Source organism: Mesorhizobium sp. P2_F5, assembly GCF_056403715.1.
The window spans coordinates 1-23,078 of sequence record NZ_JBFUEY010000036.1; the positions used below are offsets into that span (position 1 = coordinate 1).

Consider the following 23,078-nt stretch of genomic DNA (forward strand, 5'->3'; position numbering starts at 1 on the left):
CGAGGAGTTGAAGGCGACCGGCTCAGGGCTGTTGAGGACGGCGAGGCTGAAGGCCCGGTTGGCGGTGCTTCCGTCGGACGAGGTTGCCGTCACTGTCAGATTAATCGACGACTGGGTCTCAAAGTCGAGCGTGCCGGTGGTTGAGCGCGTGATGACGCCGCTGCTGGCGTCGATGGCGAAGCGCGAGTCATTGATGCTGTAAGTGACTGTCGAGCCGGCATCGGGATCCGTGGCCGAGGCGGTGATCCCGGTGGGTGCACCTGCCGCGGCAAGCTCGGCGATCTGGTTGGCGGCGGCGTTGGCGTCGGGAGGGGTATTGAAGGCCACCGGCAGCTGGTTGGCCGTGACGTCGACGTTGAAGGCATGGGTATCGATGCTGCCATCGGACGAGGTGGCAGTGACGGTGAGGGCGATCGACGGCTCCGACGTCGCGTTGAGCGTGCCGGTACTCGAGCGCGTGATGACACCGGTGCTGGCATTGATGGCGAAGCGAGAGTCGTCGATGCTATAGGTGACGGTCGAGCCGGCATCGGGATCCGTGGCCGCGGCGGTGATCCCGATCGCCGTGCCGGCGGCGGCGTTCTGGCCAATCTGGTTGGCGGCGGGGTTGGCGTCCGGCGAGGAATTGAAGGCGACCGGCTCAGGGCTGTTGAGGACGGCGAGGGTGAAGACCTGGTTGGCGGTGCCTCCGTCGGAAGAGGTTGCCGTCACTGTCAGATTGATCGACGGCTGGGTCTCAAAGTCGAGCGTGCCGGTGGCTGAGCGCGTGATGACGCCGCTGCTGGCGTCGATGGCGAAGCGTGAATCGTTGAGACTATAGGTGACGGTCGAGCCGGCATCGGGATCCGTGGCCGAGGCGGTGATCCCGGTAGGTACACCTGCCGCGGCGAGCTCGGCGATCTGGTTGGCGGCGGCGTCGGCGTCGGCCGGGGTGTTGAAGGCCACCGGAGCGCCGGATGCAGGCAGCAGATATTCGATGTGCAGCAGCGGAGCGCCGGTCGGCGAATATTCGTAGGAATCGGCCGTGCGCGTCCCGGTGCCGGTAACTATAAATGCCATGTCGTTGAGCGCCGCCCAGCCCGAGCGGTTGACGATCTCCTGCACGATCGTCGACAGGTCCGGCGAGCGCTCGGCCAAGCCGTGGGCGCCGACCGTGGTCCACGGGTCCGGCGTCCAGGCGGCGGACGCGTCCGTCGTCGCGCGTGAGGACACGTTGAAGCTGACGCTGGTGAAGGCGCTCGCGTCGTCGGCATCTTCGCCCTTGATCAGCAGCGAGGTCGCGCCGGTCTTTACCTCATTGGCCTGGAACTGGATGTAGGCGCTGGTGATGGTGGCGCCTTGCGGTATGTCGATGCCGGTGAAGCGGATGCCTACCGTCTGGCGGGTGCTGCTGTCATAGCCCAGTTCCAGATCGTTGGTGTTGGTTGAGATCGCGCCCGAGCCCTTCTGCTCGACATCGTCGCCGGCGGTCGCCACCCTTGTCTCGAAGATCGGGTCGATCGCACTAGAGCTGGCAGCGAGGAGGCTGCTGGTGGTGACCGCGGCGCGCGTCGAGACCGTGCCGATGTCAGCAACTGCCTCAGGGATAGTGGTGGTGGAGGTCAGAAAGCTGTCGGCGTGACCCTTTTCCACATTGTGCCACAACCCAGAGGCCTTCGCCGCAAGCCTGTCGAGAAGCGTGCTGTCCAGATGAATGCCAAGTCTGGCTGCCGCCTCGGTGAGGCCAGTCGGTTTCAATCCACCCTCGCTCCCCCATGCCGGCGTGATCTGATGCTCGGAGACGAGATCGAGCTGGTTTGCGGCAGGATCAAAGCTGGTGGTGTGATTGCCCTTGCCGGTTTCGGCAGCGAGCCCATCGCCAAGCTCGGAGAGTACGCGCGGAGTCTCGCTGCCGCTCGCTGATCCGGTAGGCTGGGCCCAATTGTCTATGTTCAGCCAGTCGAAGGCGTCGATGCCGAACTCCGTCATCAAGAGTTTCGCGTCACCCCAGGGATGCTCAGGCAGTTTAGCCATGTTGGATTCCTTTTCGCATTTCTCTCGATTAAATCCGGAATCGCCACGTCCCCGACAGGGCGTCAGTTCCGATACCCAGATCGAGCATGGCGACGGTAACGCAGCGCACGAAAGCCGCGGCCCAAATGTTCTGTCGTTGACTAGTCAGTTGCCTTCTTCATCCTGGGCCAGGCGGGCGCCACCGCAGCGAGCAAGCGAAGCAGTGATTGCCCGTCCCGCCCGAGAAACAGCGAGGGCAGGATCCAGCACAGCAGCAAGCCCCCGGCAGATGCCAGCAATGCCGTATCGATGAGCAGGGGAAGAGGAGATAGATGGAACTCGCGCAGCCATTCCACGAGTGCCCAGACGCCGGTTCCGATAACGCCCGCGAGCGCGAGCCCGGGCAGGTGTGCCGCAAGGAAGTCCCCCCATGTCATCCCGGTCACGCGGAGGCTCAGCTGTGCCATGAGCAAGAAGTTGATTCCGAAGGCCGCGCCGACGCCGAACGCCACGCCCTCTATGCCCCAGAATTGCCCTATGAGGGAGCCGGCGAAGACGCCGAGGGTGAACACCGCCTGGCGCCAGGCGCGAGCGTAGACCGTTCCCGTTGCGCGCGAGACGGAATCGCTAAGCTTGTAGCTCGTGCGGAAAAGCATGCTGAACGCTAGAATCTGGAGCGGGGCGACTACCCCTACCCATCCCCGCCCGAGAATGACCGCAACCAACTCCGGCGCGACGATTGCCACGACCACACTGGCCGGCAGGACAAGCAGAGCGCAACCCGCGACTGCGCTGCGATAGGCACGAGCAAGCCGCGCGGGCTGCTCCTGGACCAGCGCCATGGTTGGGAACAGCACCCGATCGAGAACCTGTCCGACGATGACTGCGGGCGTCGTCATCAGTTGTGACGACAGGCCGTACAGTCCAAGCGCATCGGCGCCGAGCCAGCGGCCCACGACAAGCCTGTCCGCCTGGGTAGCGAGATAATTGCATACCCGGGCAATGGTGAAACCGCTTCCGAAATAGAGCAGTTCGGTGATGGCGCGCCGCTCCAGCAAAGGCCGCATTGGATGCGGCTGGCCAGCGAGCAGCACGACCATGCGGATGAATTGCTGGATCAGGAGCGCGCCGACAAGGGCCCAGATGCCGAAGCCGAGCCAAGCCAGGAGCGGACCGGCAACGACGTAGCCTGTGGCGAAGGCGCAGGCATCGACGAGCGCCAGCCAGCGGAATCGCAGCGCGCGTTGAGCCGCGGCCAATGCCACCATGGAAGCCCCTTGGAAAAGAAACACAAAGCAGATGGCACGAACGACCGGAGCCAGATCGGCGAGCCGAAGGAGACCGGCAATTGCCGGTGCCATCGCCCAGACCAACGCGGACACGACCAGGCCGAGGAGGCACGACAAGGTGAACCCGACCCGAATATGCCGCTCTTCCAGCACAGGTCGTTGGACGATCGCGGGGGTAATGCCAAGTCCCTGGAAGATCGCTGAAAACTTGATGACGATCAGCGCTGCGGAGTAAAGACCGAACTCATTGGGCGATAACAGCCGGGCCAGGATGAGAAGAGCGACAAGCTCCGCGACCGCGAGGGCACCCATGGACAAGGACGTCCAGAACATGCCCACGACACTTTGTTTTGCCAACCCGCGCCTGTCATTGCTCACGTCTGTCTCCACTCCTCGGCCGGCCCAAACAGGGACCATTGCGGCGACTCTGGATTCGCCGAGCGACGGCTGATACTCGGCCCGCAACGTCACGATCGCATTGGTCACAATGGGGGCTCGGCCGCCGGGCCGACCGCCCGCGCCTTACGCGCCTCACCTATTGAAGAAGCGACGGAATTTCGTAGCGATAGAACTCCATCTCATCCCGGACCTCCGGTATGATCGCCGTCAGGTCCTTCTTTTCGAGGCGGAGCCACTTCTGCTGGCGGCCGGGGTCGATCATCTCCTTGGCTTGGCGAGCGATGTCGTCGGTGCAATTCAGCCCGCAATGTTCATAGATGCGGCGCAAGACCAACTCGGGATCCTGTATCAAATCCTCATAGCGAAAGGACAGCACGCGGCCGTTGCCCAACCTGGCGAGATCTTCTCGAGCCCTTCGATTGCCACGCGCCCATTGGCGCGCGATCACCGTCAACTTTTCATGCTCCTTCAAATCCCGATCTATTCCATTGTAACGTGGCCCATAGATCGATGTGTATTTCCTCCCAAGCAGCCTTTTTGTGACCATCTGTTTTATAACATCTTTTGCGTAATAATGGATTTGTGTGACAGGAGTGATTTTCAAGAGGCGTATTAGTCCCTTGATAGACTTTGCTCGCTGCCACTTAAGCTCCATCGAGCTTATGTACGAAAATGGGTTCCTCGTAATATAGAGAAATATAGCCTCAGGAAAAATCCCGTGGACAAACGGCACTCGCAAGACGTTGGCAGGCGTGTTTTCCATAATTTGCCGGTCACCGTGCCGCGACTGATAGTCGAGGAACCGGCCGCGAATGTAACGAGCGACCCTATCGGTGGCATCGGTTTCGACGAATTCGTCATGACGCCGCGCCGGATCGGCGTATAGCCATAAGGTTTTTGGCTCATACCAGGTAACGATGTCGGGATGCAGCCCGATCAATTTTTGTGCAATTGTGGTCCCCGACCGATAGTTGCCGATCAGAAAAATCGGAGGTTTCAGCTCTTTTTCTGTCATCACAAGTCTCCGTCGCTAAAGGGTGAGCCAGGATTGCGCCGATCCGCACGACAGGCTGCGGATTGCACCCGCGATGCGTGATCGGACGATGGGAAGGCGGCGCCGGGCGCGACGTAACATCTTGCGGAGCACCGCTGCACGGAGGAGGTATCCGCTCTGCTCCGTTTCGACATGGGAATTCGGCCGCCGGAGGCAGTTCCCCACGACTGCCAGTGCTGTCCCAAAGATCATGCCAAAGTTCTGGAGACGAGATTCTTATCCCTGATAGGCCGAGGCCGGACCAGGTCGGCCGATCAAGGCACGAAGCAAGAATGTCGCGGAGCGACGACGGCCTGCAGCAAGCCGTGTTCGATGAAGCGGACAGCTATTGGTGCTACTGGCCGACAACGCTTGGCTGAAGTGCCGGGCCTTCGGCATTGGGCGCCGCCATTGTTCCGGACGTGTCCGGTGCGTAGAACCCCTTGTTGGCCACGATCGAAACCTCGATGACGTCGCCAGCTCTGACTTCCGTATTTTCATCGGCGACGATGTCGTGGGCGACTTTCTGGTCGCGCCTGAAAATCGAAATCTTCACCGAGCCTTGCAGGTCGTCGAAGGTCCTCTGTTCGCCATATGTGAAGATAAAGAGAAGCTTATCGGCAACATACCTTATCTGACTTTGAATTTTTCCCAGCTCGACCTGCGTATCCTGCGTTTGCGAGATCAAGTCCATTTCATAACTCTGCTTCTTCTTTCTCAGCTCACTCTCCGAGTTCAGCATCGCCTGCCGCGCCTGCTCCTGCTGCAGTTCGGTCTGCGCAAGTTCGGCGCGATAGCTCGTATGGGCTCTTTCCGCCGTCATGACATTCGAGTTGGTTACCAGACCTTTTTCCCGCAGCGACCGGGCAGACTGCAGTTCCTCGAGTTGAAGGTTGGCGGTCTTTTCCCTCTCTTTTCGCGTGGCAGCGACCATATCTGCTTCCTTCCTGGCCCGATCCAGCGAGACTTCGAAGAAGGAAACGTCATCCCGATATGCGGTAAGGCGGGCGTCCAGTTGCGCTTGTTCGGACGCAATGATGTCGGCAATCAAGTGTCCGCCAAACTCGACCGGCGGATCCGCCGGCGCAACGAAGGATTTGTCCGCCCGGCTTTCCGCCTGAAGCCGGGCGAGCCGAACCTTCAGACGATATTCTTCGATCGCCAGACCTGCGCGTGCGCTGCGCAGATCAGCTATTTGCAGGGCCGGCTCCGTGTTTCCCACGACGGTGGCCCGAAAGCCGCCGGCTATGGTGAGCGCATGCCGAACCGTAATTCCGGGTTGAAACGGGTACGATCCGGGATGAGCCACCGTTCCGGAAATAAAGAATGGCCGGTACTGACCGATCTCCACTCTCACGAACGGCTCGAGGATGAGCTTCTGCTGCTGAAATGCACGCTGAATGGCCTGCGAAAGGGCAACGGCGGTGATGCCGCGCGCCTGAATATCACCCAACATGGGAAGTGATATCGAGCCCCGATCATCGACCACGACGTCCAGCGGATAGGATTCCTCGCCAATCACGGATACACGCAGGACGTCACCGGTGTCGAATGTATATCCATCCGCACGGGCTGCATCTGCGGTGAGCAGAAAAAAGGCAATGGCGAGACCACAAATCATTGCCAGCATGCGGCCGGCCACAGGTTCAAATCCGGGAAAAAGCCGTCGGCCCCAATCCTTCATTCGCAAAAGCTTGGAAGGAAATTGCTGGTCAGCACGCAAACGCATCGTCGTACTCCGGTTGTCTTGCCTGCCGTCAGGACCAATCGACATTCGTCGACCGGAGCGTGACAGCAGGTGTTCGTTAGGTTCGAGCAGTAAGCCTTGGAAATCCGTGCTCCTTCGAAGGAGCAAAAGGGATCAAAATCCGGGCAGTCCTAAGGGTTGCTTGGCGAGGCCATCGCGAATTCGCGTCTCGGTTGGCCTTGCGGATGAAAGGGCTGATTCAAGAACGGATTGATAAATCAACTCGACCCTATCGCACATGGCATCCAGCCCCCAGGATGAAAGGTCGGTGAGTTTCGCGCCATCAGCCAGTCGAGCGCGGCAGTGCTCATTTTGGAGAAGGTCGGCGATCGCAGCCGCTGCGGCGCCAACGTCTTCTCCGGGCGTCACAATTCCATTCACGCCATGCTTCACAACCTCTTCCACTCCTGGCAGATGCGAGACCACACTGGCTCGACCGCCCGCCAGATACTGCATCATGACGCGAGGCAGTCCTTCTCGCATCGACGTCAGCACACACACGTCTGCTAGACTGATCAGCCGCTCAGGCTCGCTATGGTATCCGATCATGCGAATGTTGTTTGCGAACGGGGATCGTTCAATCGCCGATTCAATAGCGGATCGCGCCGGCCCCTCACCGGCCAGGATCAGTCGCACATTGGGAATCCGGTCGACGACTTGCCCAAATGTTTCAATGAACTCTACATGGCGTTTTCTCGGCTCCAGTGCAGCCAGCATCAGGACCACCGGTGGCTTTGGCTCTCCGGCGGCCGTCCCCAGAAGCAGATGGGGGTCTTGCGGCCATTGCGCGTTCGCGAAGCGCGCCAGATCGAAGCCGGAGTGAACGACATGGTGCTGATCGGCGCTGCCCAGATGATTGGCGATGCAAATGTCGCGCATAGCCTGGCTGACATCGATGAAAGCGCGCGTGAACTTCGCGGCCAGGCGTTCGGCACCCAGAAATATCAGCCTCCGCGCGCAGCCCACATGCACGAAAGGCAAAATGTGCACGCCATGGATGATGCAAGGGATATTGGCTTCCCTGGCAGCAAGCCGGCCGACGATACCGGCTTTGCTTTGATGTGTGTGCACGATGTCAGGCCGCCAATCACGCATAAGGCGAGTGAGTTGCCCGAATGCAGAAATGTCGCGGGATGGTGAAATCGAATTGATGAGTTTTTCCAGAGTCACCACTCTGATGGCTCCGGCAACGGATGCCCGCAACCTCGGGTCATACTCCTCGCCGTGAACCAAAAGCACGTCGTGGCCGTGCCGCGCCTGAGCTAGACAGCAGGCCAATGTGTTCTCTTCGGAACCTGCCCGAAGCAGTCTGGTGAGCACATGAACGATCTTCATTTGCTTATACCTCAGGGGACATGAAATCCGGGCGCATCCGGGTGAAAGGGCGAGCGCAAAATCAGATTTCAGGCGGCCGCATGGACCTCCGACAGCGACCTCGGCGCCGGCACTTCTGGGCTGTTCGCCGTTGGCCGGTCGCGCTCGAACTGTTCGGTGCCGGGCAAGGCATGCAGCCAGGTTTCGCGTCTTGCGGTCCACAATTCATATTCGGGTACGAGATCGGTCGGCGCGACGTCGAGGCTGCCGATCATCACCTCGGCCTCGTTGTCGTCGACCCGGGCGACGCGGCCGCCGCAGGTCGGGCAAAAGCTGCGCATGCCATAGGAACTGACGAGGCCCGTCTTCTCGAAGGCCTCGCGCGGCCAGATGGCAAAGGCCGAATAGGCCGAGCCGCCGGCCTTGCGGCAATCCTTGCAATGGCAAAGACCAATGCGGAGCGGCGGACCGCGGACCGAGAACTGCACGCCGCCGCACAGGCAACTGCCGGTCCTGCGTATGGTGTCGAACATGGCAACCTCCGTCATTGCGTGGAGCTGCGGGCCGGGTGGGACAGGTGCTCGTCCGAAACAGAGCCATATTGGCTCGTTCGAGTCGGAGCCCCGTGCTGATCCCGGGATGAAACAGGCTCTAGCAACGCGCCGCCATCGAGCGCGAGCGTTCGGCGGTCTTTCCCCCGCCTGGCAGGGAACACCTGTCGATTCGCGATGGCGGAACGCCGTGCGTCAGGGGCTGTTGGGGACTGGCCGATGAGCCGCCCGCCCTGCCTCTCACAAAGACAGCCAGATATGCCTGAACAGTTCGCGGCCGACCGCCTCAATGCCAGCGCTTGCGTCAATGGTTTGGATGGTCTTGTCCTTGGCTCGCAGCTCCGCCATCAGCGACAGCCGCGCATCGAAGGCTTCTTTCCTGATTTCTCCCGGCTTTCGCTGCTCGGAGACGGCAAAATCGGAAACGAGGTGCAAAGTGAGGTGTGGCCGGCATTCCGCCATCTTCTGATAGAGCCTCTGCTCGAGCCGGGCGAGAGCTGACAAGCCAGGGACGGAGAACAGGTGCTGTGGGATGGTTGGACCGTCCAGATATCCCCTGCCGAGCGCTTGCGGCCACCTGTCGCAAATGACGATCAGGCCGCGCGTCGCCCATCGATGTGCACGTTTCACGACAGCGTATCGCTCAAACGCGATCAAAACTGCCCACAATGCCAATGCGGCGGCAGCAACTCCTCCCTTCGACCAATTTCGGCCAGCGGAATTGTTGCCACCTTGCTGGGCCAAGGACTTAAGGCGGCGTCTATGGGGAAAAACCAGGGTCTGCAACGCCTTGCGAAGCCACCACCCATTGCCGTCTCCGGTTCCGACATATGCTTGCGCACACCCGAATTTCCATCGAAATATCTGCGTCAGCCGATCAACCTGAGTGCTCTTTCCCATGCCATCAGGCCCTATGAGCGCCACTACAAAGCCACCAGCCGCAGGCCGTCTCTTTGGTGGAAATCTGCCGGGCATCAATCGCTGAAGGGATCTCAATGCAAGATACGTGGTCTTGCGGGCTAGATGAACGCCGGCGTCGGCTACTGCGTAGCGTCCCGTGAAGCCGCATATTTCCCGGATTGAACGCCGCAGTCCGGCAAGATCTCCGCGGTGGGCGACGAGGCCGCCGGCGCTTTGCAGAAACCTGCAGCTCGCGATTCTCCCGCCGCCAAGCGTGTATTCCACGACATGCAAGCCTTGCTCGCCCGACAAAAATGGCAGGCGTGCAAATTGGTCCTTCCAACCATCCCCAACGGTGATCCATTGCCTCCACGGCGGCCCCCAGGCCCGAAAGGCGAAGCGTGCAATTGCTATTCGAATCTCATCTTCGGGAGAGACGACGGGGACCGCTACGCCGTTGACACAAATCGTCTCCCATCGCGTAATCGCCGCATAGTCGAATACGGGATAGCGCTTACGAAACTCCCAGCCGACCCGGACCCCGATATGCATGTCGAGATGGAGATAGCGGCCATGCGAAAAGTCGGGCAGAAACCAGTCCTCTCGGCCGGCGCAGACATTGTCGTAGCAGGACAGGCTCACGCTGCGACAGCCGTGCAGCTTGCTCACGATCGAGCAGAAGGCTGGGTAGTCGTGTTTGTCCAGAAGGACATCCAGATCGTCCCGGCCCGCAAGTCCATATTGCAGGGATGCGAGATCCTGAATTATTCCGTACTTCAGACCGCCCTCATTGAATGCTCGAAACAATTCTGTGGCGATCGGCAGGGACGGCACCGTCTTGAGGGGCAGGAAGGGGGCGCTTCCGTCGGTATGTGTAAGACCTGCATCTGCTCTGCTGCCCGACGGGCTTGCGCCAACCACCCTGGCTGGCGCTGGAACACTCGCCCCCGGCGTCAACGCTTCGGTCAGCATGCTTGCCTTGGCCTCTGGAGCCCAGCGACGATACTGTTGCGGCTGCAGACCGTCCCGAGGCGCTCCAGGGTCCGCGGGACGGTGGCTTCCGGGTTTGGATTTCCGTGAAAGTTGCAAGGGGTTTCCCCAGTTGATCGCGTCGAGAGTCAATCGCTCATCGCCTGCAAGTCGTCGAATTGGCGCCATATCCATCCATTGGCGGCTGACTGGTGGGACGTAGCATCCAATGTTCTCAATGCCGGCCTGAAGGCTGGGATGTCGGCTTTTGCAAGCTGCCGCATCGAGGGTGAATTGGGTGCCAATTCATCCCTCCTTCCCCGATGGTCTCAGCATCGTCCGCGTAAAAATCGTTAGGTGAAAGCTAACGCCTAGAATTCAAGAAATTGCAGAAAGTTTATCCCGGTCGATCGTAATTGGAATCGACCGGTTCATAATATCGAGGAGAATTCTGACTGCTCCAGCACTTCCGACATGATCAAGAATGCCAAGCTGATCCGAAAACGGTCCGTCTATTATCCTAACTCTTTGACCCGGCCTCAATAGAATGTCCGGGTGCAAAATACCGTCGTCATCGGTTGCTGAGATCAAAGACTCAATCACACCATATGGCGCCGGTATCGGCATTCCTTTGCTCATCACGAGTTTTCGGACGCCGACGGTCGAGTTGATCGGGTACCAACTCTGCTGATGAACAGCCAGCGAGACGAACAGATAGCAGTCGAAATACGCACTGGAGACGGTTCTGACAATGCGAGCGTGGCGAACGGTTCGTCTTCGCTTGGGCAGATAGGTTTGGAAGTTTTGCGACAACAGGTGCCGCTCCGCCAAGCTCTCCGAATGTTGGTGCGTCTGGACCACGCACCAACGCGCGGCGTCCCCGTCGTGAATTTTTCCTGCCGGCTCAAGAGAGTGAATATGAGATAAGTCAGCGCGCTGCATGGCGAAATATTTTCTCTAGTTGAGATAGTAACTGTCAGAAACGCTACTTTCCAAGGACGTGTAGCGGCCATATTTCGGCATCTTTGGTTCCTCCACCATCGTCAAGGCGATGCCGGCAATCTTGGAACGGCCGCCAAGATGGCGAATTCCTTCGGCAACGGCCTCGCGCGAGGTTTCACGCCACTTCACGACAAAGAGGACTTTGTCGACATACCTCGCCAGGATCGAGGCATCGGCCGCAGGTCCAACAGGTGGTGCGTCAATGATCACCGTGTCGAATCTCCCGCGAAGCTCGTTGAGGACCGAGCGCATTCGCGCGGAAGCAAGAAGGGCAGGCGGGTTCCGGGTCCTTGTGCCGGCAGGGAGGAGGGAAATCCCCGAGCGTTCGTCCCGATGAATTGCGTTTGCAGCCCTCATCGGCAAAGTCAGAACGTCGACCAACCCGACCTTATCCGCCATGCCGAAGAAGGCCGTGGCAGCAGAAAGCCGCAAGTCCGCATCGACGACCAGAACCCGTTCGCCATCGGCGGCGGCGGAGCAAGCCAGGCTCAATACCAGGGTTGTCTTTCCTTCGCCGGGCATCGCCGATGTCACCAGCATGAGGCGGGGGGATCGGATCAGTTCCGGTGTCGCCTCGATGCCCAGACGAAGCCGCCGCACGGCTTCGCTATACCTGGATAGTGGCCTGCGTTCGAGATAGGCCACAGGCTGGGCTTGCGACTGGCCGTCTCTCGACCAGCCCGACATCCTTGGCATGGACGCAAGAACCGGAACTGCCAACTCGTCCTCTATCTGCTTCTTTGCCATGAAGCCGGAAGCGAAAAGTTCACGAAGAACGGCGCCGGCGCCCCCGACGAAGAGGCCGAGGACAAGTCCCAGGGCCGCAAAAAGAGGCCTGTTCGGGAAGCTCGGCGAATCCGGAACACCCGCGTCGGTGATCACACGCACGCCGCTGTTGAGGAGGGTGGACTTCTCCTCGGTGAGCTTGGCGCGTGACAGGAATGTCTCAAAGAGTTCCTTGTTCGCGGCGGCAATCCTCTCCAGATCGCGCAATTGGACGCCGACCTGACCTTCGATTTCGGACCGGTTGGATACTGAATCCAAGGCTCGAGCCAGAGAAGCTTCCCGGGCCTCTGCGGCATCGACTTCATTCTTCAGATTGCCAATGAGACGCTGTACTTCGGCGGCGATCTGTCCCTCGATGTCGCGGCGCTCTGCCTGAGCCGTCATGACATCCGGATGCCGATCGCCATATTTCAATTTGAGGTCGGCTTCCCGTCGTGTCACTCCAGAGAGCTGAGCACGAAGTGCGCTGATCACCACGGATTGCAGTACGTCCGGTATCGACTGGATGTCGCCTCCGCTAGTCTGCAATTTGTCAACTTGTTGAAATTGTGCCCGTTTCTCCGACAGTTCGGCGCGCGCGTTAATCAACGCGATGTTCAATTCGGACAGCTGCTGGTCAGTCAAACTGCCTGCTGGCGTCGCCAACAAATTGTGATCGATCCGAAACTTCTGGACGGCCTGTTCCGAAACGCTCAGTTCCGCTCGCAGAGATGCGGCCCGCTCACTGAGCCATGTGGACGCTTTCCTGGCCCCTTCGTAGCGAGACCTTACGCGATCAGCGAGATAGGCCTGGGATATTGCGTTCGCCAGGGAGGCTGCTTTTCCCGGGTCGTAAGCGGTCACTGAAATCTCAATAACATCCGCCATCCCGACACGCGAGACTCCGAGCGCGCCTTGCAGCCATCCTAATGCCCCCAACCCGATCTTGGGATCCTCCGTCAGCTTTTCGCTGTCGACGACCTTCTGAAGGAGCGATGCGGATCTCAGAACCGCAATCTGACTTTCGATGAATGTCGAATTGTCGGCAAAATCAGAATTGGAATAATCCTGCGGAGTCATATAGTCGATCGGGGAATCGAGTAAGATTTGTGCAGCCCCTGTATACGATGGCGGAAGCACATAGGCGGCAACCAAAAATATGCCGAAGGTGACCGCTGCAATGCTGCACACGAGCTTCCATCGGCGGAGGAAGAAATCAAGGATCTCCCTGACGTCCAATGGTAGCAACTCTCGGGTTATGATCGGATTGTCCATTGGACTTGCCATTTCCGAATCCTTGCGATCAGCAGCACAACTCCGCCCCTCCAGCGTCGGCTGAATTTGCTTCACGTCAAAATAATTCGGGCAACCGCCTGTTTAAGCGCAATGAAAACACCTAACAGGGTTGGTCCCCGCCATTCGGTATGTCCAAATCGCTCCCGCCCGACGACCGGTAGCATCGCCGGCCAGTCCGAAACATAACAGCTTCGCGAACATCGTCGCCATTACCATTATTGAGTAGTAAATCGGCTAAAGGTCGATCTGGTCTACCCGACAAGCCTTTCAGACCTTAGGACATTCGCCGGGAAATCTGTCGCTCTTCCGGGAGGTCTAGAACGCCATCGCCGACCACGATCAGGCGCCCAGGAGAACCTACGCTCCCAGGCGCCGAGCAAGCGGCCGGCCTCGTCCAGCCCGAGGTTGATATGGACACTTACAGTGACGTTGTTCCGGGGCTTGTAGATTGGGCGGTCAGCAGACCGTTGTCCATTCTAATGCTGTCTGCAACATGGCCGTTGATGCTTCTTCTGAATAGGGCCCGGTTGCTGGTCTACGGGGCTCTTGCCTTTTTTATTGGAGCCGGGGCCTTGATTGTATTCGGCATCGAAAGTCCCGCAGGAGCAGCCGTTGTCGTTTTGGCCTACAGTTTGCTGGTTTCAGTTGCCTTGCTTTCCAGCTGGAGGCGACTTGCCCAAATCGAAAAGCGCCTTGCATCGGTCATATCGGCACTCGACGACCTGGAGGTGGCCGAAGAAAGATGGCAGACTTACAACGCCAAACGTGCCCTGCGACGCCGGAAGTCGGCAGCCAAGCCAATGGAGCAAATCGTTTCGGCTGGCGCAACGCAGGGGCTCGAAAGAGATACCCGGGTGATCGCCGGCTCGCCTTGGCAAGAATTGCAGGCTCCCGATCAGCGAGTGGGATTGGCTATTCCGGCTTCAGCTCGACCCGCGATACCCGAGGGACTTTCAGAAAAGCGTCAAATAGGACTGCTATCAAAGTAGCGGTGACGTTCGCTGGGTGCGGCCTAGAAAAGATGTTCGAAAGCGGCGATCCGTGGCTGCCGGAAGTTCCAGGACAAGTAGCTGGGGCCATTCCGGCAGCTAGAATATAGGAGCCGGCTTCGATCGAGATGCCAGCGTTGGTCGACTTTCATCCCAATGGTTCACACGCTCGCTGCGAGCGGGACGAAAGTGCGCGATCCCCCTGGAAGTCGTTTTGTGCGACGGATCCACCCAAAAGTGGTAAGGCTGTATCCAACAGTGGTAGGCTGCGACGCCATTCGGCTAAAAGGATAGAGGGAACTTTTTGTCCAGTGTATGGTTTGCAGTTCCATGTTGATCGAAGGGGCGATCATGGGGTGGGGCTATTAGGACAAAATGAACTTTTCAAAACAGGCTTTTGGATTGGCGAGGGGACCTACGCTTGCTGACGCGAGTTGGGAAAAGGCATTCTCTGTACTGCCGGGAGCTGTGCGCCGACGTTATCCAGCGAACACGACGATTGCACGCGCGCATCAGGCCAGATCCCTTATCCTGGTAGTGACTGCGGGATGGGCCGCATTCGTCAAGACATTGCCGAACGGCTCGCGTCTCATCGTCGATTTTGCGCTTCCTCGCGAAATTGCCTTGATTGAGTTTAGCGGAGAAGGGGGCGAGACGGTAACGGCTCTTTCCGATGTGACTGCGATCGAGCTGATCGGTACTGTCCGTACTTGTTTATCGCGCTATCCGCAGGCCATTTGCGAGACTATTCTGCTGGCTGAGGCAAGGCGGTATTCCAGGGTTACGGAACATCTGGCCGGAGTCAGTAGAAGGGGACCTGTGCAACGCACGGCTCACTTTCTTCTTGAACTGGCCTGCCGCGCACATCGATCAGCAACGACCTATCCGGACCGCTTTGAATGCCCGCTGACGCAGGCCGAACTGGCCGACGCCTTGGGGCTTTCGGCTGTGCATGTAAGTCGCGTGTTGAAGGATTTGCGGGAAAGCGGATTGGCTTCATTCCGCAATGGTGTGGTCGAGTTGCATGACCATGCGGGACTTATCAAAGCAGCCGGATTTGATCGGTCGTACATCTCGACCTGACGCCAAAGCGCCGTGGGGAGCTCGCACGTCGCTACTGTGAAAGTTCACCGCGCCGCGAGCATGCGTCGAGATCGCAGTCTCCGCGCACGTTCAATCTGAGCAGGCCATGCCGATGGAATATCATGGCAGGTCCATCGTTCGGCGACTGTCATGGCTGGGCGCGGATCATCGGTCACATTCCGCTGCTGATGCCGTCACGCTACTGGAGCCTTACGGCTCGTCGAATCCTATCCCTGTTCACTGCCGATTTCGACGCTGTGAATCAGGCGATCGCCGGGATGCAGCAGGACGCCGCGAGACCCGCCCCGGCCGAGGATGTACACGCGCTCTTGCGATACGAACTTTGTGCGCTGCTTCTGCGCCTTACCATCCTGCAGGATCAGCACATGGGGCATTGAGGTTATCAGCCACCATCACAGCACCATCTCGTTTTGTGACGACGTGGTGATGCTGAGCGGCGGCCGGGTGAAAAAGCAGGCACCTGTCGGCGCCCTGGCATCGCTCAGCATGGACGAGCTTTACCAGCACGAACCGTTCGACTGAGAAGGATCCGGGCCGGCCCGCGATTGCGTCCCGGACGCGTCTGCAGCCTGTCGGCTGAAGGTTCCGCAAGGGTTCGAATCAGAAGACCAGGGGATTGTCGCTTGAACCTTCCGTGATCGCACCAATGCCCTGCAGTGCTGACGCACGCTACCTTGGCTGCGCGGCGGACCTGTCGATCCGCCTGGCCGGTGCCCCATTGGTTTACTCTCCGGGTGAGGTGCCGGCCTCCCATCGTGGCGCTGTCGTCCTTGCCACCTCTGGAGCGCGTGCGAAGCGACGTCGCGGACACGCTGGAATGAGAAAGCGAGCTACGAAGCGGCGCTGACATTCCTGCGGATGCGCCGCCTGCCCGTTGTCCGTGCTTTCTTCGCCATCAACCCGGCTATCTCGACCCCGTCCTCGCGCGGTCTACCGCTGGTGGCCTTATGGAGCCGCTCGTAGGGCAGCAGTTCCTTGATCCGGGCATTGAGTGACACGATTTCGGCTTTGAGGTCCTCGCACTCCTGCCTCTGGACGTCGAACTGTATCTGTTCGGATGCCTGTTGCAGCGCAAGCTGTGAAAGATTGGCGTTCACCTTCGAAAGACTCATCTTGTCGTTTTCGTTGTCCTGGGTGAGCGCGGACAATCTTTCATCGGCGATTTTCTTTTCGGCCAGGGTGTCGTTCAATTCGCCCTTGAGTCTGGCGATCTCGTTGGCGGCCTCGCTGTTCTCGTTCGACGTTTGCTCCAGTCGCGATTGCAGATTCTGGATCTCCGATCCCAACCCGCGCATTTCCGCCTGACCGCGAGCCAGCTCGGCTTCCTTGTCGCCTTCCATCATGCGGGCCGCTTCGGTTGTTTCCGTCAGCTTCGCCTGTGCGGCCTCAAATGCCTTCTGGAGCCGTATCTCTTCTTTCTCGCTCTTGCCGAGCGCGGCCAGCAGCTCCGCAAGCCGCGCCGCTTCGCTGGCATGGATCGTCGAGAGCTCGTCGAGCCTGTGGCGCGCCTGGGATTCCCGCTTCAGCGCCTTGTCGAGCTCGATCGACAGGCTGACATGCTTTTCCCGCAGCATCTTGCTCTCGCGCAAGCGCCTGTTGGCCTCGACCGTCCTGGCGGTCAGCCGCTTGGCGATGTCGCCGAACTCCGCCTCGCGTTTTGCGCTCGCATTGGCTGTCTCCACAAGTTCCAGCCTTGTCGCGGCAAGCGCTGCACGAAGCGCCTCCCGGTCCTGAACCAGGCTTGTCTCGCGCTGTTGCAGCGCTTCGAATGCGCCTTCACGCTCGCGCAGCTTTCTCACCGCGTCGTGCAGCTTTTCCGACAGCGTCCTTTGTTCGGCGGCCAGATCGGCATTTGCAATCTCCAGCTCGTTGGCGCGAAGAATGTCGTTGTGGAGGATGTTAAGGAATTCGCGCGTCAAATGGTGTGAGGTGCCGATCTCCGACAGCTTGTCGTTGATCTCCTCCAGATAGTTCCTGGCGTCATGGAAGAGCCCTTCAAACGCACTCAATGCCGCCAGTCGGGTCTGGGTATGGGCGGTCAGGCGTTGCGCCGCTTCGGAACTGTCTGCATCGCCCGCACTGTCCGCGTTCTTCGCACTATCGCCATTTGCCGCATCGGCTTGGGGCGGCCCGTCACCAGATCTCGCCTCGGATTCCGGGACATCGTCGCTCTTGGGCGGCATCAGCTCTTCGGCATCGAGACTTGCATCCAGCGCGTCCGCCAAATCGGTCTGCAGGTCCTGAATTGCTTTGTCTACGTCTTCAGCACGCTTAATCAGGCCTCTGAAGTTCATGACCGAACTCCCCTTACACAAACTCCAACAGGAAGTTAACGAATTGCTAATATACCCTTACATCCGCTGATTGCGCAGGGGAAGCCCCCCGTTGCCAGGATCTTCGTCCTCGTGATCTGGACCGAATCTCCGGCAGCGGGGCTTAGGCATTTCGCCCATCAGAACGGGTATCACGCCGGCGCAAGTCCATGAGTTAATCAACAGGTGTGGAGGCCGCCGCTCAAATGCAAAAAATTTTACTTCATCCTAGTTCTTTTGCATTGTGAGCTCATCCAAGTGGTGGAATGGACTGAATGCCATATGAGGTCGTAGCGTTCCTTTTGCGCAGGCAGGGGAGCCGTATGATACCGTTACAAATCAAAGAGTTGTTGGAAGTTGGGGTATATCGGCGAACCATTAGGGCACTCGACCACGCCTATAACGTCGACCTGGCAAATGCTTGCACGCCTAGGGAGCGGGAAAAGGCGGAGTACCGACATTATTGGGAAACGCTGCTATACCATGAACAGATTGCGGAGATAAAAACGCGGCGACTAGTCCGGAAGGCGGATCGCCTCACTATCCCGATTGGCTACGCGGGCGACAATAGCCCAATGTGGAGGAGATCGTCCCAGCTTAACAGCTGGATCCTGACGCCACTTGGTTACTCTGAAGTCCAAAATATGATCCGCCAAGAATGCAAAGACCGCCGACAGCACGCCACCACCTGGGCTGGCGTGATCGTCCGCCCACTCACCCGGCTAGCATCTGTTTGGCTGGTTGCGCGCGGGCAGTAAGCCGTACAGGGGGCGCATGGCCTCCAGGTCTAGCCCAGCATCAAGGCGCATGTCGCTGCCGGGTACGTGGCGCGCCTGAGGCTGATGTGAGGCCTCAGCTGCGCTGGCTGTCTTCACCATGGCCATCAAAAGATGCGCAACCGATAGCGTGACAAATCCGCATGATATATAAAACTTGTCTAATATGATCGCTTGTCGCAGGGGCAAGTTCGGGATGCCCAGTTATTCGAACAGAACGGTGCTATCGAGAAGCGTGGTCGAAATGGGCCTCTTCTCCGCGGTGATGAACACCCTGGTGTTAATCCTGCCCCTCTACATGCTGCAGGTATATGATCGGGTTTTGCCTGCAGCCAATCTGGACACTCTCACCTACCTGACCTTACTCGCGCTTTCGTCGCTCTTGCTCTTCGGAGTGCTCGAAGTCGTTCGGGGGATATATGCGAGCCGGCTCGCCGCGCGGCTTGATGTTGCGTTTGGTGCATCGTCTTTTCTCGCCGCAATGAGCGGCCCCCGAGCTGCGCTCGGCGATGTCCAGGCCTTACGCGACTTGGCCACCCTGCGGGGGTTCATCGCTTCACGAACCATTTTCTTTCTCTTCGACCTTCCCTTCGGGCCGATCTTCGTGGGCCTCCTCTATTTCATCCACCCGTTGCTCTTCCTTGTAACGGTCATCGGAGCGGTTCTCATGGTTTCCATCGCCGTGCTGAATCAGGTCGCGAGTTCGCGGCCCGGCAACGAGGCGGCGGAGAATCTCAGTGCCTCAATGAATTCGGCGCAGGCCTTCGCGCGAAACTTCGAAACGGTCCGTGCACTCGGCATGGTGTCCAACGCGATTGAGTTCTGGGGCGCCCGTTTTTCCGGCTCGCTGCACGCCTCCGATGGGCTCGCTCGCATCAACGCATTTTATGGCGGTGTATCTCGCACCACGCGATCGGTACTGCAAATCGCGATACTGGGCGTCGGCGCTTATCTGGTTCTGCACAACGAGATGACCGCCGGGATGATATTTGCGTCCTCGATGATTTCCGCGCGCGCTTTGCAACCTCTTGATCAAATCGTTGGAAGCTGGCGGCAGATCACCGACGCCAATCTTGCATGGAAGAGGCTTTCGGCTTCCCGATCCGAACCGGACAAGCAGGAAAGCATAGCATTGCCCGTCCCTGAAGGAGCGTTGAGCGCGGATCAGATAGTTTATCATCTTCCTGGATCGGCCGACGGCGCGCTGCCGCTCATAAAGCGGGTAACCTTCGAGGTGCCCGCTGGAGAAACCGTCGCCATCGTCGGCCCGAGCCAGGCCGGAAAATCGACGCTGGCGCGCCTTATCGTCGGTGCCATTCAACCCCGTTCTGGCGCGATCCGCATCGATGGCGGCGATATTCGAAACTGGGATCCCGAGCAGCTCGGCCGGCATATGGGCTACCTTCCGCAGGATGTGGAGCTCTTTCCAGGAACAATCGCCCAGAACATTGCGCGCTTTGAACCGGACGCACCTGACGAAAAGTTAGTCCGGGCGGCCCAACAGGCGCAGGTACATGAGCTCATCCTGGGGCAGAGGAACGGATACTCGACTGTGATCGGCCCCGCTGGCGTTCGTCTCTCAGGCGGTGAGCGTCAACGCATTGGCCTTGCGCGCGCCTTTTACGGCGATCCCAAGATCCTTGTGCTCGACGAGCCCAATGCAAATCTTGACACCTATGGCGAAGCCGCGCTCGAGCGCGCGATCATCCAGGCACGTTCACGAAAAACAACCGTGCTTGTCATCACCCACCGGCCTTCCCTCGCAGCCAAATGCGATCGCATACTTATGCTGCGCAATGGCCAGGTCGAGATCGATGGTTCGACCAAGGCCGTACTCGACAAACTTGCCGAGCGACAGGGCCAAGCCACAGCGCCCGCAGCTTCCCAGTCACGTGACAACGAAGGAGTGGTGCCTTTTCCCGTCACCTACACGCGTGGAGATAAAGGTCGCCAATGACGGTTCGTAGCCAAACCATCCAGACGGGCGCCAATACGTATCGCTGGCAACGTGACGTCGATACACGCACCGATCGGATCACGCTGGCGGGGTATGGAAGCGTGGCCCTTTTCTTGCTCGGCTTCGGATTCTGGGCAGCCACTGCACCGATTGCAGGAGCAACGATCGCGCCAGGCGTGATAGCAGCAGCAGGGCAAAATGTCATGATCCAGCACCTCGAAGGAGGCGTGGTCAGCAGCATCAAGGTCCGAGAGGGCGACAGAGTCTCAAGAGGCCAGGCCCTGATTGTGCTCGATCCGACGGTAGCGCAGTCGCAGCTCAACCGCGTTCTCAAGCAATGGGTTGCCCAAAAAGCTGACATTGCGCGGCTTGAGGCAGAGCGGGACGGCCTCGAGAAAATTGTCTTGTCCAGCGATCTCGGAGCCTATTCAGACGCTTCCGAATACAGCGATGTCTTCGGAGAGCAAAATAAGGAATTTCAGGCTCGGTTGGCGCGCTATGCCGCAGAACAGGGGATTCTGAAGCAAAGGGTAATGGCCCTCCAGGACGCGATTGTCGGGCTAAGGGCTCAAAAGAAGGCAGCGGAAAATCAAATTGCGATCGTCAACGGGGAGACGGAGCGAAAAAAAGAACTGCTGGAAAAAGGACTCACAAATCGTTCGGAATACACCGATCTGCTGCGCAGCACCGCCGAGCTGGTAGGCCAGGCAGGGTCTCTGGAAGCGCAGATCGCTAGCTCGGCGACGCAGACTGTGGAAGCGCGTCAGCAGATTGAACGGCTTACAACCAGTCGGGTCGAGGATGCCGTTACGGAATTGAACAAGGCACGGGCCCAGGTCGCGGATCTCGAGGAACAAATCAACGCTGGCCGATCGGTCCTGGACCGGACGACGATCCGGGCGCCGGTGGACGGCATCATCGTTCGATCGCTCTACAATTCCGAAGGCAGCGTCATCCGTGCGGGGGAGGTGGCGATGGAGCTTCTGCCGACCACGAACGAGCTCATCGTCGAGGCCAGGATAAAGCCCGAAGACATCGACTCAATTCGGGTCGGGCAGGACGCAAATATGATGTTCACGGCGCTCAATGCGCGCACGACGCCGAAAGTGCCCGGAAAGGTGTTCTACATTTCGGCGGACCGGCTGATAACACCCAGCACGGGACTGCCCTACTTCACCGTCCGGCTTAAGATGGCCGACAAACTGCCACCCCAGGTCAAGCCCGAGCAGATCTATCCAGGCATGCCGGTCGAAACATTCATTTCAACCGGCGAACGAACGTTTCTGGCTTATCTGACCAAGCCCCTAGTGGATTCGTTCCAGCGCGCCTTCCGGGAGAGGTAGGCCGGGCTGCCTCTCCTCAGCTTCCAAAACGGTATCACCGATGAAGCCGCGCTTCTCGCTCGCGAGGAGAAAATTCTCTCGCAGCGGGGCAAAAGCATCGGTCACATCGAGGAATACGCGCCGAACATCATGGCAAGGAGTTGGTCATCACGGAATTTCATGTCGGTATCCAGGACGCGTTTGAGCGTCTTTCAGCTTCGACCATTGAAGGAAAACGGTCGACTGCCGGACAGAGCCGTGTCGCCCAGTGCTGAAGAGCTGAGGCAGGCTCTGGACCCCGCCAGATGATACCCCTCTCAGTCAGGTCGTCCTGCGCCACTCATCGTCGACAGAAGGTGCTCAACCCAGATATGATTCACACCCGGCACGATACATCAGCTTTGGTGCCAACTCCCAGAAGCTGCCAGTCCGGCCCCAATTGCAGTCATTATCTCCTATCCCGCAAGCCGTTTCTGACATGATGATATGCGCTGGCGGCGGAACTAGCCGGAACGATGCGGGAAGATTTCTGATTTTAGCCCACGAAAAAGCCAATGAAATCAATATGTATATGATGTCCTCCGGGCCCACCCAATCTCAGTACCGGACGAGGATGACGTTTGACACAGCGCGGCGGAAAGAAGCAGGATAGCTGATAGAGTCGACATCGCATAATGATGTCACTATATAGCGGCGGCTTCGACCGCGTACCTGTGGTTGTGTGCCACGAAGCAGCAGAAAATGTGTTACGCGTTGTGATACCTATTGTGATACAAATCGGCTGTCGACACCAGGAAAAAGATAGTAAAAACAATAGCGTAGAACCGAAGCCGATCCCAGCCAACGGTACCACTCTATCAAACAATCAGAACGTGCTCCTTGAACCCTTCCCTTCATTCGGCTCTTCGGACCTTGGACAAGATCAACTTGCCGGGCGAAGCCGACTCGGTTCGAATGGCAGCATGCATCCTTTACCGGGTGCGGACGTTTACGATTACCAACCGGCATAGCCGCCAGGGAAAAGCAGTATGAGTGAACATGCGATCGAGTTCTTGCGCGGGTGGATCGGTGAAAAGGTCCACTGCCAGCACTCGCCGGTGAAGATCGAGAAGCAGGCCGAGACCCTCGCCAAGGAATGCGCCGCCAAGGCGGCCGAGGTCGGCATCCCGCTGGAGGATATCCAGGAAGAGGTCGGCGACATCCAGGAACTGATCGCCTCGCGGCTCGAAGAGGCGGCCGAGGCCGACCAGAGCAACGAGAATTCGGGCAAGACTTCCGAATAATGGTCCAGCCCGGCCGCGAGACCCGGGCGCTGCCCCTTTTGTTTTTACGCAATTCCCAAGGGAAAGCGCTGCGCGCTT

Annotated in this window: 16 protein-coding genes; 6 read left to right on the top strand and 10 right to left on the bottom strand. The window is 58.9% G+C overall.

Going from position 1 to position 23,078, the window contains the following annotated elements:
- The 9 genes from AC1DYO_RS30175 to AC1DYO_RS30215 form a co-directional block, all read right to left on the bottom strand.
- Nucleotides 1-2,013 (bottom strand): cadherin repeat domain-containing protein (locus AC1DYO_RS30175; protein WP_477268055.1); only part of this gene is annotated, 2,013 nt, incomplete at its 3' end.
- Between the two features lie 140 nt (nt 2,014-2,153).
- Entirely contained in the window at nt 2,154-3,659 is a 1,506-nt protein-coding gene (locus AC1DYO_RS30180) for a lipopolysaccharide biosynthesis protein (protein WP_477268057.1), read from the bottom strand.
- Nucleotides 3,660-3,816: 157 nt separating this feature from the next.
- Nucleotides 3,817-4,695, bottom strand: coding sequence for a sulfotransferase family protein (locus AC1DYO_RS30185; RefSeq protein ID WP_477268059.1), 879 nt, complete (start codon nt 4,693-4,695; stop codon nt 3,817-3,819).
- Between the two features lie 373 nt (nt 4,696-5,068).
- The gene (locus AC1DYO_RS30190) at nt 5,069-6,442 is read right to left on the bottom strand and encodes a polysaccharide biosynthesis/export family protein (RefSeq protein ID WP_477268061.1); all 1,374 of its coding nucleotides are present in this window, start codon (nt 6,440-6,442) and stop codon (nt 5,069-5,071) included.
- A 132-nt stretch (nt 6,443-6,574) separates the two neighbouring features.
- Nucleotides 6,575-7,795 (bottom strand): glycosyltransferase, encoded by a 1,221-nt coding sequence (locus AC1DYO_RS30195; RefSeq protein WP_477268063.1) that lies wholly within the window; start codon nt 7,793-7,795, stop codon nt 6,575-6,577.
- Between the two features lie 68 nt (nt 7,796-7,863).
- The gene (locus tag AC1DYO_RS30200) at nt 7,864-8,307 is read right to left on the bottom strand and encodes a GFA family protein (protein WP_477268065.1); all 444 of its coding nucleotides are present in this window, start codon (nt 8,305-8,307) and stop codon (nt 7,864-7,866) included.
- Nucleotides 8,308-8,565: 258 nt separating this feature from the next.
- The gene (locus AC1DYO_RS30205; protein ID WP_477268067.1) at nt 8,566-10,197 is read right to left on the bottom strand and encodes a nucleoside/nucleotide kinase family protein; all 1,632 of its coding nucleotides are present in this window, start codon (nt 10,195-10,197) and stop codon (nt 8,566-8,568) included.
- Between the two features lie 375 nt (nt 10,198-10,572).
- Nucleotides 10,573-11,136, bottom strand: coding sequence for a transcription termination/antitermination protein NusG (nusG, locus tag AC1DYO_RS30210; RefSeq protein WP_477268069.1), 564 nt, complete (start codon nt 11,134-11,136; stop codon nt 10,573-10,575).
- Between the two features lie 15 nt (nt 11,137-11,151).
- Complete coding sequence (locus tag AC1DYO_RS30215; protein ID WP_477268071.1) at nt 11,152-13,236, bottom strand: GumC family protein; 2,085 nt, start codon at nt 13,234-13,236, stop codon at nt 11,152-11,154.
- A gap of 431 nt (nt 13,237-13,667) precedes the next feature.
- Between AC1DYO_RS30215 and AC1DYO_RS30220 the strand changes: the two genes are divergently transcribed.
- From AC1DYO_RS30220 to AC1DYO_RS30230, 3 genes are all read left to right on the top strand, one after another.
- Entirely contained in the window at nt 13,668-14,246 is a 579-nt protein-coding gene (locus AC1DYO_RS30220; protein WP_477268073.1) for a hypothetical protein, read from the top strand.
- A gap of 375 nt (nt 14,247-14,621) precedes the next feature.
- Nucleotides 14,622-15,329, top strand: coding sequence for a Crp/Fnr family transcriptional regulator (locus AC1DYO_RS30225; RefSeq protein ID WP_477268075.1), 708 nt, complete (start codon nt 14,622-14,624; stop codon nt 15,327-15,329).
- A gap of 122 nt (nt 15,330-15,451) precedes the next feature.
- The gene (locus AC1DYO_RS30230; protein WP_477268107.1) at nt 15,452-15,727 is read left to right on the top strand and encodes a hypothetical protein; all 276 of its coding nucleotides are present in this window, start codon (nt 15,452-15,454) and stop codon (nt 15,725-15,727) included.
- Between the two features lie 453 nt (nt 15,728-16,180).
- Here AC1DYO_RS30230 and AC1DYO_RS30235 read toward each other — a convergent pair whose 3' ends face one another.
- Entirely contained in the window at nt 16,181-17,644 is a 1,464-nt protein-coding gene (locus AC1DYO_RS30235) for a coiled-coil domain-containing protein (RefSeq protein WP_477268077.1), read from the bottom strand.
- Nucleotides 17,645-18,634: 990 nt separating this feature from the next.
- On the opposite strand from AC1DYO_RS30235, the gene AC1DYO_RS30240 reads away from it, so the two are divergent.
- From AC1DYO_RS30240 to AC1DYO_RS30250, 3 genes are all read left to right on the top strand, one after another.
- Nucleotides 18,635-20,395: a type I secretion system permease/ATPase gene (locus tag AC1DYO_RS30240; RefSeq protein WP_477268079.1), complete on the top strand. Its 1,761-nt coding sequence runs from the start codon at nt 18,635-18,637 to the stop codon at nt 20,393-20,395.
- A complete protein-coding gene (locus AC1DYO_RS30245; protein ID WP_477268081.1) occupies nt 20,392-21,738 on the top strand; it encodes an HlyD family type I secretion periplasmic adaptor subunit in 1,347 nt (448 codons plus the stop codon). The genes AC1DYO_RS30240 and AC1DYO_RS30245 overlap by 4 nt, the downstream gene beginning before the upstream one ends.
- Before the next feature lie 1,007 nt (nt 21,739-22,745).
- Nucleotides 22,746-23,000, top strand: a complete 255-nt coding sequence (locus AC1DYO_RS30250) for a DUF768 domain-containing protein (protein ID WP_181055432.1) — start codon at nt 22,746-22,748, stop codon at nt 22,998-23,000.
- Nucleotides 23,001-23,078: the final 78 nt, after the last annotated feature.